This is a genomic window from Microcoleus sp. T3_B1 (assembly GCF_036700445.1).
GTDB lineage: Bacteria > Cyanobacteriota > Cyanobacteriia > Cyanobacteriales > Microcoleaceae > Microcoleus.
Genome location: NZ_JAUBOX010000018.1, coordinates 73,401 through 87,491 on the forward strand (window position 1 = coordinate 73,401; position 14,091 = coordinate 87,491).

General features: G+C 48.1%; 9 protein-coding genes. All 9 read left to right on the plus strand.

Translation table 11 applies throughout. The annotated features are described in order from the left end of the window. Positions 1-259 precede the first annotated feature (259 nt). Positions 260-1,000 (plus strand): DUF928 domain-containing protein, encoded by a 741-nt coding sequence (locus QT990_RS12435; protein ID WP_333140351.1) that lies wholly within the window; start codon positions 260-262, stop codon positions 998-1,000. Positions 1,001-1,285: 285 nt separating this feature from the next. Continuing rightward, positions 1,286-2,023 carry a DUF928 domain-containing protein gene (locus QT990_RS12440; RefSeq protein ID WP_333140353.1) on the plus strand — a complete coding sequence of 246 codons (738 nt, stop codon included), beginning with the start codon at positions 1,286-1,288 and terminating at the stop codon, positions 2,021-2,023. A 441-nt stretch (positions 2,024-2,464) separates the two neighbouring features. Continuing rightward, complete coding sequence (locus QT990_RS12445) at positions 2,465-3,259, plus strand: HAD family hydrolase (protein ID WP_333140432.1); 795 nt, start codon at positions 2,465-2,467, stop codon at positions 3,257-3,259. A 411-nt stretch (positions 3,260-3,670) separates the two neighbouring features. Next, positions 3,671-4,888, plus strand: a complete 1,218-nt coding sequence (locus QT990_RS12450; protein WP_333140355.1) for a DNA double-strand break repair nuclease NurA — start codon at positions 3,671-3,673, stop codon at positions 4,886-4,888. Positions 4,889-5,032: 144 nt separating this feature from the next. Beyond that, positions 5,033-5,251, plus strand: coding sequence for a hypothetical protein (locus QT990_RS12455; protein WP_333105450.1), 219 nt, complete (start codon positions 5,033-5,035; stop codon positions 5,249-5,251). A gap of 369 nt (positions 5,252-5,620) precedes the next feature. Then, on the plus strand, positions 5,621-5,764 hold the full coding sequence (locus QT990_RS12460) for a hypothetical protein (RefSeq protein WP_333300549.1): 144 nt from the start codon (positions 5,621-5,623) through the stop codon (positions 5,762-5,764). Positions 5,765-6,126: 362 nt separating this feature from the next. Then, positions 6,127-6,864, plus strand: a complete 738-nt coding sequence (locus tag QT990_RS12465) for a PEP-CTERM sorting domain-containing protein (protein ID WP_333140359.1) — start codon at positions 6,127-6,129, stop codon at positions 6,862-6,864. 123 nt (positions 6,865-6,987) lie between these two features. After that, positions 6,988-7,479 (plus strand): hypothetical protein, encoded by a 492-nt coding sequence (locus tag QT990_RS12470; protein ID WP_333305195.1) that lies wholly within the window; start codon positions 6,988-6,990, stop codon positions 7,477-7,479. A gap of 109 nt (positions 7,480-7,588) precedes the next feature. Continuing rightward, on the plus strand, positions 7,589-13,906 hold the full coding sequence (locus tag QT990_RS12475; protein WP_333465294.1) for an SdrD B-like domain-containing protein: 6,318 nt from the start codon (positions 7,589-7,591) through the stop codon (positions 13,904-13,906). Positions 13,907-14,091 lie beyond the last annotated feature (185 nt).

Genomic DNA, 14,091 nt, shown 5'->3' on the forward strand with positions numbered 1-14,091 from the left:
TCTTAGAACACTCGGAAACTCCGACCGCTTTGTTACAAAAATTTACAGTACGTGGCGAGCAACTGTATCCAATGATACTTGCGACCTAGGCAACCTGATTTTTCGGACGGACAATCCACTTGCCGATAGAATTAATAAATGTTATTGATGATATGTAAAGGTTTAAATTGTGTATCTGCGCCCTCGACTAGCATCTCAAAAATATTTGTCGCCATCAGCGAATGCCTGTGTTTGCAATTATACTGAAAGGTACAACAAAATGAAACGTTTTCTACATCGGGCTACACTTGCGGTCGCCGTATCTGCGATCGCAGCTACCGTACCCACTTCACTTGCACCGATGCGCGCACAATCCCAGCCGCTTCTGCTGAGTCAAAATGTTAATTTCCAGCCTCCAGACGTAACAGCCCCCGCCAACCGACAAGGAGGGGCACATCGCGGCAACAAGCTTTGTCCAGCGGGTTTATCTATTACTCCTTTAGTGCCTCCAACTAATATCGGTTTAACCCTAACAGATTCTCCCACAATTTTTGTCTATATTCCTAACACAGCGCCCGAAATAGAGTTTACTTTGCTCAACGAAAAGGAAGACAAAGTAGTCTACGAAAAAACCTTTAAACTTGACAAATCCGGGATTGTAGGAGTTAGTATTCCTGCTACAGTGGACAACAACAAATCCCTTGAAGTGGGCAAGCGATACGTATGGTCATTTTCGATGGTTTGCGACCCCCAAGATCGATCGGCAGATTTAGTTGTTAAAGGCTTCGTGCAGCGAATTGAACCGCAGGCAACACTCAAGAGCGATTTGGCAAATCCCGACCCCATGACTAGGCTTAACGTTTATGCTCAAAATGGGATTTGGTACGAAACTCTCGCTACTTTAGCCCAAATGCGGCGCCAGACACCGGGGGATGTGAAGCTGACAGCCAAGTGGACGCAATTGTTGGAGTCCCAAGGACTGGAATCTGTTGCAACTCAACCGCTGGTTGGGCCTCTTTAAATCTCGCTATTTCTTGAAGTTTGGTCGGTCTGCCGATGGCGATGTGAAAATTGACCACGAATTTCTTCATGTGGTACCCGCCACGTGATTTATCCGTGGAATGAATCCAAAATCGAAAATCTAAAATCACTTATTGCCCCCGCATTTATCCGGGGGGTCGCCTCTAAAATCTAAAATCGAAAATCGAAAATCGATTGACCCATTTACTCGATCGCGCCCGGAGCTAAAACTCCGGGTTAACATTAGAAATGCGCTCTATAAATATTTTTACAAGTGGGTGGAAAAATGAAACGTTTTATACATTTTACTTCACTGGTGATGACTGTATTGGCGATCGCCGTTACTCTCCCCAGTTTGCTTACACCGATGCAGGCTGTGCCTGCACCCATTCTGCTGAGTCAGAATGTTAATTTCAAACCCCCAGATGTCACAGCCCCCGACAATCGGCAAGGGGGGACGCATCGAGGCGATGCTTGTCCCAAGGATTTATCTATTATTCCTTTAATACCTAAAAGCAATGATGGTTTAACGCTAGCAGAGTCGCCAACATTCTTTGCCTACGTTTCTCACTCTTCGACTCAAGTCGAGTTTACTTTGCAAGCTGACGATGGAAAAGGAACCGAGGTTTACAAAACTACTTTCAAAGTTGACAAACCCGGGATAGTTGAGGTCGGTATTCCTGCTATCGGCGATCGCCAAAAATCTCTTGAGATTGGCCAGCGATATCAGTGGTCGTTTTCGGTGGCTTGCAATGACGATCCGTCGGGGAATTATTTTGTTAAAGGAATCGTGCAGCGAATTGAACCGCAGGAAACTCTCAAGAAGGATTTGGCAAATCCCGACCCTATGGCTAAGGTGATTGCTTATGCTAAAAATGGGATTTGGTACGACACTCTTGCTACTCTAGCCGAAATGCGGCGCCTCGCACCCGATGATTCGGAACCCAGGGCCGAGTGGACGCATTTGTTGCAGTCCCAAGGACTAGAATCGATTGCTACTCAACCGCTAGTTCAGTCTTTTTAATAACGACTGTTCACCAATCATTGCTGAGTGTTTGCATAGTCAATTCTTCAATTCTTCAATCGAGTGACAGAAAGCAGCCAGGGTACAAGCCCCCGTCTTTATCCTGGCACAACCAAAAAATAGTATCCGATAACCAGTCCCAGGAGTCATCAGTGATATCAAATCCGTTAGCATCGGAATAGTAAATTCGAGTTCACTGTTGACTGTTCACTGTTGACTGTTGACTGTTCACTGTTGACTGTTCACTGTTGACTGTTGACTGTTGACTGTTGACTGTTGACTGTTCACTGTTCACTGTTGACTGTTGACTGTTGACTGTTCACTGTTCACTGTCAACATCATTCCGCTGTAACCGGAAATGATATGATATCGTTTTGTTCAATTCTCAAATTCTCCAATTCTTCAATCCAAAATCTAAAATCTAAAATCTAAAATCGATTGATGGCTAATAACTTTCCGACAATTCTAGCTCTTGATTTTGACGGTGTGATTTGTGACGGACTAATCGAATATTTCCAAACCGCTTGGCGTACCTACTGTCAAATCTGGAAACCCGTCGAAACAGTGCCCGATCCAGATTTAGCTTTGAGTTTTTACCGAGTGCGGCCCGCCATCGAAACTGGTTGGGAAATGCCGCTGCTGATCCGCGCACTGCTGACAGGAATTTCCCCAGAGCAAATTTTGCTAGAGTGGCCCAATATAGTACCCTATTTGTTGACCGAAAATAATTTAAAAGCGCAGTCTGTCGGCGCTATGTTAGACGGATTGCGCGATAATTGGATTGCTGAGGATTTATCTGGGTGGCTGTCTTTGCACCGCTTTTATCCAGGGGTTGCCGATCGCTTGCACTCGTTGCAGGAGAGTTCGGTGAAAGTGGCGATCGTCACTACAAAGGAAGGCCGTTTTGTGCGGGAACTTTTGCAGCTAGCAGGCGTACAAATGCCGCAGGAGTTAATTTTTGGTAAGGAATACAACAAGCCGAAACACCAAATTTTGCGGGAATTTATGGCTGCGTCTGGCAAAGATTCGACTATTTGGTTTGTGGAAGACCGGTTAAAAACCTTGCTGTCGGTGAAGCAGCAGCCGGATTTATCTCAGGTGAGGTTATTTTTGGCTGATTGGGGTTACAATACTTTGCCAGAACGGGAATCTGTGGCTCAAAATCCACCCGTTCAATTGCTTTCTCTGTCCCAGTTTGCCGGAGATTTTGCCGATTGGCTGCCGAGCGACTGTTGATGTTAGATTTGTGGACAGGTGGATTTTTTTTTCGCTTTTCAGAGTCAAAAAAAACAACAAAAATTTACATCTTTTTTGTTGACTTTTGCGGCGTAGACATGGTATTTTAATATAATGGGATGGTGGCAAAAATATTATTTTTGCCACCATCCCATTATAAGATAAATATAACAGAAATTCCTCAAAAAAGCAAGGATCTCGACAAAAAAAAATGTGTTTTTTTTTAGACTATTGCAGGTACTCTTGACCTCAAAAACCGGGTTTTTTTACTATTTCTGCGGGCTGCTACGAAGTATTTTAGTTGATCAAACCGCGTGTATGACAAAAAACCAAGCTTCGGCACCAAAAAATTGAAAAGTGTTTTGATAATTTCTCAGCTTGAAAGCTTTCTGATATTGAGACTTAAAACCCATGCTCGATTTAACTAAAGCAGCCAAGGCAATGCAGGGAATGAGCCAACATTTGAATGTGGAAGCGGCTGCCGCTCGCCAACGTTTGGAAGTGGCTCAGAATTTGCTGGTAAAGGCTGCTGCGGAACAGGAAAAATTGGTGGAATTGCAAGAGAGTTGGCGCGATCGCACTTTATTCAATGCTGCCACGCCGATCGAGCCCTTAGACGATCGCACCTACATCACCGCACCCCCCGCCGCCCACACAGTCTTTGCCACAGACGGATCGCAAATTTCCCCCAACCATCACGAAATAGCCTACTGCTACCTGCTAAACGTCGGCACAGTCATGCTGCACTACGGGCAAAGCCGCCACCCAGTTTTAGACAGCGTACCCGAAGTTTTCTACAAACCCGAAGACTTGTACGGTTCGCGACAGTGGGGAATTAGAACCGAAGAATGGATGGGATACCGGCGGGCAGTTTCCGAAGCAATTGCCTTAGCAGAAATGGGCTGCAATTGGGCCCAAGTTAACGACAATAAATTGCCCGCGCCAGCTTTAGCAATGGTAGACGGTTCCCTGATTTATTGGTTTTTGGAACAGTTACCCAGCGAAGCGCGCGATCAAATTTTGCTGCCAATTTTAGAATCTTGGGACAAGTTGCGTTTAGCAGGAATTCCGCTGTTAGGATACTTAAGTGCTTCTCGCAGCACCGAAAGCTTATCTTTTTTACGGTTTGAAGCTTGCACCCACGAAGTCCCAGACTGCATGACAAATTGCCCGAACGTCGGATTTGCCGCCACAATTTCTTTCGCCGAAAAAGCACCTTGTCAAGAATTTGAACCCTTGCGGGATGCCATATTGTGGGCAACAATCCTGTCACCGGGACAAAGAAGCCCTTTGTGGAAATCCCAAGCTCGAATTTTAGATTTGTATGGTCTTAATTCCGTCTATTTCTGTTACGTTCACGTTGGCACAGAAATTGCTAGAATAGAAGTACCGGAATGGGTAGCACAAGATAAAGCACAGCTAGATTTAGCATTAGGAATGATGCTGGCTCAAGTACACAAAGGCGGTGGGTATCCGGTGACGCTAGCAGAAGCTCACAATCAAGCGGTAGTCACGGGGGGCGATCGAACTCGCTTTTTCGCTTTGTTAGAGCAGCAAATGATTAAAGCCGGCTTAAAAAATGTCGGAATTTCTTATAAGGAAACACGGAAGCGCGGCAGTATTGCTTAAAGTAATAAGTAGAGTAATCTGGGACGCAGAAACCGGGTTTTTACAGAAATACTGCATTTAAGCCTTTAACACAGATAAAAAACCCGGTTTCTTTGGTATTGATGCGTAAGTTATGTAGAGTTAAAATCAAGTTAAAAATGTTATATGCCAATAGAAATAATTATCTTAATTGCTTCGTTACTTGTATCTTGGCTAGTCTTTAATTGGGCTTTTAAAGTATTGAAAGCCAGCATCGGGACAGCGATTGGTTTAGCAGCAATTGTGCTGACGATGCAGTTATTGTTTGGCATCGGCCCAAATCAGCTTTTCCAACATATAATTCACTTGCCGGAAACCCTGGGAAAAATGATTTCGGGCAAGTGAGGCGATTTTAGATTTTAGATTTTAGATTTTAGATGCGAGGACAAATTTAAAATCTAAAATCGATAGTGTTCGGTTTCATTCCTCAACCCAACTTAGAGGGTATTCACTATCAGACTTGATATAATAAGCTGCTACCCATAGGCGAGAGTGGGAGAGGGTCCGATGGGGATCGGGGAAAAATCATTGAGGGGGTGACAACGCCTCTGGAATCTTGATGGTAAAAGCATTGAAGCCCCTGAACCTCAAAAAAGATAGCGGATTATTGACAGGCTTATCTTACTCATAAGATCCTCCGAGAGATCCTTGAACCTGATTCAAATGATCTCGCCATTCTCTTTTATTCACTCACGCCCGCGAAGATATTTTCGCTTGGTCACTCAACTCAAAACCTTGACGCAGCTTTGCTTTCAACCTGCTTGTCACCCCGTCAACCCCAACGCCCCGCCGGAGGAACTATGGGAACCCGAAGGTGCAAGCTACTACAACGGCGAACTCATCCTGCAACCGAGATAGGGGTGGACTTTGGAACAACAGTTAGAACTTTTGGATACCCACCCACTGTTTACTGGTCAATGTCCCCGCTGCGAAATGACTTATCCCAAATAGGAAACGCCACCTGTTCATCGGGATTGTTCGGAGTGTGGATGGATGGATGGATGATTCGGTTTGAGGCGATGGTCGCAGCGGTTCTGTTTTGATAATGGCGATCGTTACTTGCTCTTTAGAGCATTGATTCAGCTAACTTTCTAGTTAAGATTGAATAAGTTAAATAAAGAATTATGGTTTTTTCAGTAAGCTAGCTAGTATTTAGGTAATTTGATTACTAAATGGGCTTTTTAGTCAAGTTGTTTAGTACAAAAGGAAATGTAGTTTGTATGAAGAATCTATACCGCAAAGTTGCCGTTGCCTCTGTTTGCACCGCTCTAGGTTTTGTTCTGGGAACAAGCGAAGAAGTTAAAGCAGCTACATTTACCTTGACACCTACTATCCAATTTGGAGCGACCGCAAGTATGTATCAGATGGGTGTGTATGAGGACGTTAGGCTTATCCCTGGGGATGAGTACGTGTCATACGGGCCGGGTAGTATAACAACCAGGTTAGCTGAATTTAATATTAGCAACTTTTTTCTTGCTCCTAACACAATTATTCGTAGTGCTATCTTTCAGGATAAGATATCCAGTTTCCAAGGAGGCCGTCCTGGTACTCTGGGCATCTTTGGCTATTTAGGAAACGGAACAGCCGAAGCATCAGATCTTTTGGGGGATGAAGTATTGTTAACTTCTGTAGATATATCATCCTCATCTCCGGGTGATACTCTTAACTTTGACGTAACTCCGTTTGTAAATCAGCGAGTTAGCAATGGCGATACTTTTGCTGGGTTTGCCATCAGTCTCTTGAACGTTGGTGGGGTCGCTCTGGGAGGTACTGATGCTCTTGGTCGTTCCAGTCTAGTAATTGAAACCGCCGACGTTGCCGAGCCTGTGCCTGAACCGACCACAATCTTTGGTTCAGCTATAGCCCTGGGCTTGGGAGGATGGCTGAAACGAAAGAAATCAAATCCGCAGCATAAAACAACGCCGATGCGGTTAATCTACCGTTTGACAAGAGTTTAAATCTCAACTTATCAGTTGCGGGCAACAGCTTGCTCGAAAACCCACTTGGAAGTGCAGCCGACTAATCCCCCAACAAACACCCAAAACGCGCCTTGAGGCCACACACTTAACACCGCTTGCCTCATGCGGCCAGGATTGCCAGAGGGAGCATCTCACCTTTGCAGCCCTCCGCTAGAAATTGGAGTTTTGAGGCAGGAGGCAGGAGGCAGGAGGCAGGAGGCAGGAGGCAGGAGGCAGAAGGAAAGAAGAAGAAGGAAGGAGCCAGAAGAAGGAAGGAGCCAGAAGAAGTATTTTTACAAATATGAGATGCTCCCTTGCCAGAAGCGAAACAGGATTGCAGCGATCGCGGCTAGTAAGACTATTTTGCCAACAGTTGCTTCACCGATCGTCCAACCCCGGTACATTCCCCAACAACAAGCGATCGTCAATTCAATAAACAGCACCAAGTTCAAAAGGCTGATGATGGTGCTGTTGATGTTCTACAAAAAAGTTAGTGAATCCATCCAGGGGTCACAAACTCAAAAACTCTGGGGCGCGGTGGTTAAGTGCGACAATTGGGGTTTTAGGAGGGCAAGCGTTGGGCGATCGCCAGCAATGCCAGTTGCGCCATGCTGATCCGATCTATAAGTGCCTGTTAATTGACGTTATATATATCTGCTAGATAATATGAGTTTTGAGTGGATGTAAAATCGATCGTGCAGATTTTTGATAGGTGGAACCTAAAATGCCTACTTTTGAGGGAACGCAAGAACAGGATTTTCTGACAGGTGGGCGATTGGGCGACATCATCCAAGCCGATAGCCGTAACGACACACTCCTTGGTGACGAAGGAAGCGACTTGCTGTGGGCTAATGAAGGCAATGACTACATTAACGGGAAACAAAATAATGATACTATCTACGCCGGCAAAGATAATGACTCCGTACACGGAGGAAAAGGAGATGACCGGGTATTCGGAGATAGGGGCAACGATATCATTTACGGCGACTTGGGCAACGATATCTTGTTCGGAGGTATTGGCAGCAAGCAACCTGCAGGCGATCGATCTGACTCTGGCAACCTAATCGGTAGCCACACAGAAGAACTCAATGGCAATGAACGTAGTGGCAGTTTGGTGGAAAAAAAAGGCAGCGACATCGTTCTCGCTGGCAAAGATGACGATAAACTCTTAGGCGAAACACCTAATGATATTCTTTACGGTCAATTAGGCAGCGATACCGCTAAGGGAAAAACCGATGGCGACATCATATTTCCTGGTTTCGGCAGCGACTTCATTTACGAGGGCGAAGACAATGATACTCTCAATGGCCGTGAAGGTTTAGATACAGTTTACGGCGGGACACAAAATGACATAATTCGCGGCGGAAAAGAAAGCGATCTCTTATTTGGAGAGGAAGGAAATGATGTCCTTTTTGGCGATCGCGGGGGCGATACTTTAACAGGCGGCAGCGGTGGCGATTTGTTTGTTATCGGCAGAATCGATAGAATCGATGGCGTTCCCGGCTTTTTTACTACTGGCGGCACAAATCTATCCGATGCTGACATTATTAGCGACTTCGGTCAAGGATTTGACTTAATTGCATTGGACGGCGGCTTAGCATTTCAAGACTTGAGCATTTATCAAGGCAGCAGCGATTTGGCAAACGATACAGTAATTCAAGATCGAGTGACTGGCGAGTATCTCGCTATTTTAAAAGGAATTAACAGCAACGAAATTACAGCCTCTAAATTTACCAGCGAAATTACTCCGATTAGCTCAATATTAGAATTGAGCGAGACGAAGTTTGAAAGAAAAGAAGACGGCACGCCGATCGCTGCAATAACAGTGAAACGCCAAGGTGGTGATTTAGATGCAACTGTAGGGGCAACTATATTTATTGTTAATAACTCAGCGACATCCCCCTCGTATGGCAGCACGACTCCCATTGAGGTCAATTTTGCCCCCGGAGAAACCACTCAGACAGTAACAGTTCCCTTGGTAAATGATGTCGCATTGGAAGGAGAGTTATTTAATTTACGCTTGAGCAACCCTAGAGGAAAGGTAAGAATTGGGTATAGCGATACTGCTGTTTTAGCGATTACAGATAATGACACTCCGCCACCATCCTTGTTGATACCGACACAGCCAGACACGGGGGTACTGCCCCTCAGTTCGCCGACGCCGACACCATCCCTCACCCCAATGCCGACGCCAAGCGATACGCCGGCACCAACACTAAGCGATACCCCGACGCCGACACCAAGCGATACGCCAACGCCAACGCCGACGCCAACACCAAGCGATACGCCAACGCCAACGCCGACGCCGACGCCAAGCGATACGCCTACGCCAGCGCCAACGCCGACGCCGACACCAAGCGATACGCCAGCGCCAACGCCGACGCCAACGCCGACACCAAGCGATACGCCAACGCCGACGCCAACGCCGACGCCGACGCCAAGCGATACGCCAACGCCAACGCCGACGCCGACGCCAAGCGATACGCCGACGCCAGCGCCAACGCCGACGCCGACACCAAGCGATACGCCAGCGCCAACGCCGACGCCGACACCAAGCGATACGCCAGCGCCAACGCCAACGCCGACACCAAGCGATACGCCAGCGCCAACACCGACGCCGACACCAAGCGATACGCCAACGCCAACGCCGACGCCGACACCAAGCGATACGCCAACGCCAACGCCGACGCCGACACCAAGCGATACGCCAACGCCGACACCAAGCGATACGCCAGCGCCAACGCCGACGCCGACACCAAGCGATACGCCAACGCCAACGCCGACGCCGACGCCAAGCGATACGCCAACGCCAACGCCGACGCCGACGCCAAGCGATACGCCAGCGCCAACGCCGACGCCGACGCCAACGCCGACGCCGACACCAAGCGATACACCAACACCAACACCGACACCGACACCATCTGTTACGCCGACGCCGACGCCAAGCGATACACCAACACCAACACCAACGCCAACACCGACACCAAGCGATTCGCCGACGCCAACGCCGACACCGATTGCAGACAACGTTCCAGAAATCGACTTGTTCGACGGCACCGCTAACATCGCAGACAATATGGGAACAGTTAATTTCGGTACCGCCGTTTTAGGAACAGAGGTTGTCAAAACCTTTACCGTGAAAAATACAGGCAGTGGCAACCTGACTCTCAACAATGCGATCGCCCTGCCAACAGGTTTCAGCTTAGTTAGCAGTTTTGGCAGTACAAACCTAACTCCCGGCAGCGAGACTACTTTCTCTGTCAAATTCGATGCAACTGCGATCGGCACTTATGGCGGTCAAATTTCCTTTGCCAACAGCGACAGCGATGAAGATCCCTTTGATTTTCAGATTTCAGGAACACGTCAACCTTTTGACACTACCCCGCCCACAGCAACGCTCAACCCAATTGCGAACATTTCGGCAGGAAGCAATAGCTTGACATTTACCGTCGAATATGCTGACAACACGGCTGTAGAGGTCAGCAGCCTGGATAGCAGCGACATTCGAGTGACAGGCCCAAACAACTTCAGTCAGTTGGTGGCATTCTTAAGCGCGACTCCTGGCGGAAACGGCACGCCTCGGACTGCAACTTATCAAATTAACGCCCCCGGCGACAGTTGGGACGCAGCGGACAACGGGACTTACACTCTGGAATTAGCAGAATCTCAAGTTTTAGATACCAGCGGCAATGCAGCCACTGCTGTTAATTTGGGCAATTTCAACGTCAGTGCACCTGCATTAGATGCCGAGGTGACGCTAGCAGTTTCGCCCGAGGGCGGGATCGAAGACAGCGACAGCACGATCGCCTACACCTTTACCCGCACCGACAGCATCAATTCGCCACTGTCTCAACCGCTGACAGTCAGTTTCTCGGTTGGCGGAACAGCTAGTTTTGCCAATGATTACACTCAGTCGGGTGCTACCGCTTTTAGTGCCACAACCGGCACGGTTGCGTTTGCAGCGAATTCCGCAACCGCAGCAGTTACCCTAACTTTAGTTGCCGATACTGCTAATGAACCTAACGAGACAGTCGAACTAACTTTGGCAGCAGGAAGCGGCTACACTTTAGGCACAGCAGGCGCGGTGACGGCTGCCATTAGCAACGACGATACTCCCCCTACCTATAATTTCAGTGCAGCTACCTTTAATGTGCCTGAAGGGAATGCTGCTAACACTGCCAATGTCGTGACTGTAACGCGATCGGGAGATACATCTACAGCTTCAAGTGTAGATGTAGTCCTGGCAGCAGGTGCAGTCAATCCCGCAGCAATTGGCAGCGACGTGCAAGCAGAACCAATTACCGTTAATTTTGCAGCAGGGGAGACAAGCAAAACGGTACCGATTCAGGTATTAGGCGATGTCAATTACGAACCCGACGAGACAGTAGCGCTGTCCTTTGCCAACTTCACCAACGAGGGAGTCGCCGGAACAGCCAACCCCACTGCTGTGCTAACAATTCAAAACGACGATGCCGAGATTCGCGGCAGCAAGTGGAATGATTTAAACGGCAACGGTGTGCGAGACGGTAGCGAACTCCCAATAGCAGGTTGGACTGTCTTTCTCGACACTAACCAAAACGGCGTACTCGACGGCGGCGAAACTTCTACTGTTACAGACGCTAGCGGCAATTACGCTTTTCCAGGTTTGCCTGCTGGCAACTATACCGTTGCCGAACAGTTGCAAGCCGATTGGCAGCAAACATTCCCCGGCATCACCGCACCGGTGGGGACAAACTTTCTGATTCCCCTGCCAACTCGCCGAGACCACGTTTTCGATCGCACCCGCAATCGACTGTACATTACCACTAACAAGGGAACAGTAGAGCGATACGACTTTAGTGCTAACGCTTGGCTAGCACCCCTTGAGGTCGGCAATTCCTTAAACGGCGTCGATATTACCCCCGATGGCAGCACTTTGTACGTTGCGGAAAACCAGCGCAGCGGCGTGCAGGGATTCCTCCGCAAGGTAAACCTCAATACCGGTGCGGTTACTAACCTCCCGTACAATCTTAGTCGGGGGGAAAGCGGTTCCTGGGATGTGGCGATCGGGGCTAACGGCAAAGGCATGATGAGTACGCGCTGGGAGGGTTCCGGTACGGTGCCTTTTCGCGAAATAAACTTAGCTACTGATACTTTAACGCAGCGATCGGATGCGGGGTCAGTATTTGGCGAAGTCAACCAGAACACGCACATCCACCGCAGCAGCGATCGCAGTCTGTTTTTCATGACTGAATCCAACAGTTCCGCAGGCCCAATCTTTACCTACAACGGTACAACAGATACTTTTCCCAACCGATCGCAAACAAACACATTTCACGACGGTACTCTATCTGCTGTCAGCCGCAACGGCGCGTTAATTGCTTTAGAAGATTTCGGAGTTGGTATTTCGATCCGTAACCCAAACCTCGGGCAAATTACCACCCTCAATAATAATTTTGATGGTGGCTTAGCTTTCGACTCAACCAAAGATATCCTCTATGCTGTGAATTCCACAACTAATCAAATCGTTGCCTTTAATACAAATACTTGGACTTCGTTGTTTAGCCTCAATATAGGTGAAGATGTCCCTGCATCTACACCGTTTGGCAACGGGGTGATGTCTGTCAGCAATGATGGAAAATTGCTGTTTCTGTCAACTCCCAGCGGCGTGCGGGTTTTAAGTTTGCCGGGGTCGAACGTTCCGCAAGCGCAAACAGTTAATCTTGCTGCGAATCAATTGGCTGAAAATGTCAATTTTGGCAACAGACAAACTGCACAGCTAAACGAAATTCGAGGTACAAAATGGAATGACTTAAATCGCGATCGCGCACTAACTGCTGGCGAACCTGGCATTGCAGGCTGGACTGTCTTTCTCGATACCAACCAAAATGGTGTATTGGACGCGGGGGAAACTTCTACGACAACGGATGCTAGTGGCAATTATTCCTTTGCGAGTTTGGCCGGGCCGAGAAATTATACAGTTGCGGAAGTGCTGCAACCCGGTTCGCAGCAAACGTTCCCCGGTATCAGCGGCGCGCCGGCAAGTATTCTCATTCCGGTTGCTAACGGTCGCGATCGCGTTTTCGATCCGACGCGGAATTTGCTTTACATCACGACCGGTGCGGGAACTGTGCAGCGGTACGATGTCGCCACGCAGACTTTGTTACCGCCACTTGCTGTTGGCACTTTGTTAAACGGTGCTGACATTACTCCAGATGGCAGCGCTTTGTACGTTGCTGACAATCAAACTAGCGGGACGCAAGGTTTGATTCGCAAGGTCAATCTCGCTAGCGATGCTGTTACCAATATTCCTTACACTCTCGATTTTGGAGAAGCCGGGGCTTGGGACGTGGCAATCGGTTCCAACGGCCGGGGAATGGTGAGTACGCGCTTCAACGGTTCAGGTACGGTGCCGTTCCGGGAACTGAATTTAGCTACCGATACTCTATCAGTACGGACGGACGCAGCCGGGTCGGGTTTTGGAGGCGAAGTCACACAGGACACGCCCATCCACCGCAGCAGCGATCGCAGTCTGTTTTTCATGACTGAATCCAACAGTTCCCTAGGCCGGATCTTTACTTACGATGCCGTGACTAACACATTTCCCACCCGGAATGAAACAGACTCTTATCACGACGGTACTGTATCTGCGGTTAGCCGCAACGGTTCGCTAATTGCAATGGAATTAAACGGCGGCATTTCTGTGATGGATCGCAATTTTAATGCTGTGGAAAATCTGGCTGGCCTTGACGGGGGGTTGACGTTCGATCCGACGAGGGATATCCTTTACGCTGCTAATTCTGTTGCCGATGAGTTGATTGCTTACGATACCAATACTTGGGATGTATTATACCGCAGGAGTATCGGTGAAAATATTAATGCTTCCTCGCCATTTGTTAATGGGGGGATGTCGGTTAGCGATAACGGACAATATCTGTTTTTGTCTACTCCTGCTGGGGTGCGGATGTTTAATTTGACTGGTACTGGGCTGCAGGAAAGCCACAAAGTAAATGTGGGTTTCGGTCAAATCGAGCAGGGAATTAACTTCGGCAATGCGATTTAGATTTTGTTGTGTTTCGATCGCACTTTTAAATTATCTCGTCAATTAAGGTCGATAGCTCTTTCATATATCGCTACATTACCACAGAAGTATCAGTGGATGTGGCTATATGGGTTTGGGCATCGAGAATCATGGGAAACATATTGGTTGGCAGGGTGACAAGCAGGTTGAAAGCAAAGCGGCGTCAA

Bases quoted from the DNA above. Each gene is read 5' to 3' on its own strand.
- QT990_RS12435 (WP_333140351.1), top strand. From the start codon at position 260: ATGAAACGTTTTCTACATCGGGCTACACTTGCGGTCGCCGTATCTGCG.
- QT990_RS12440 (WP_333140353.1), top strand. From the start codon at position 1,286: ATGAAACGTTTTATACATTTTACTTCACTGGTGATGACTGTATTGGCG.
- QT990_RS12445 (WP_333140432.1), top strand. From the start codon at position 2,465: ATGGCTAATAACTTTCCGACAATTCTAGCTCTTGATTTTGACGGTGTG.
- QT990_RS12450 (WP_333140355.1), top strand. From the start codon at position 3,671: ATGCTCGATTTAACTAAAGCAGCCAAGGCAATGCAGGGAATGAGCCAA.
- QT990_RS12455 (WP_333105450.1), top strand. From the start codon at position 5,033: ATGCCAATAGAAATAATTATCTTAATTGCTTCGTTACTTGTATCTTGG.
- QT990_RS12465 (WP_333140359.1), top strand. From the start codon at position 6,127: ATGAAGAATCTATACCGCAAAGTTGCCGTTGCCTCTGTTTGCACCGCT.
- QT990_RS12470 (WP_333305195.1), top strand. From the start codon at position 6,988: ATGCGGCCAGGATTGCCAGAGGGAGCATCTCACCTTTGCAGCCCTCCG.
- QT990_RS12475 (WP_333465294.1), top strand. From the start codon at position 7,589: ATGCCTACTTTTGAGGGAACGCAAGAACAGGATTTTCTGACAGGTGGG.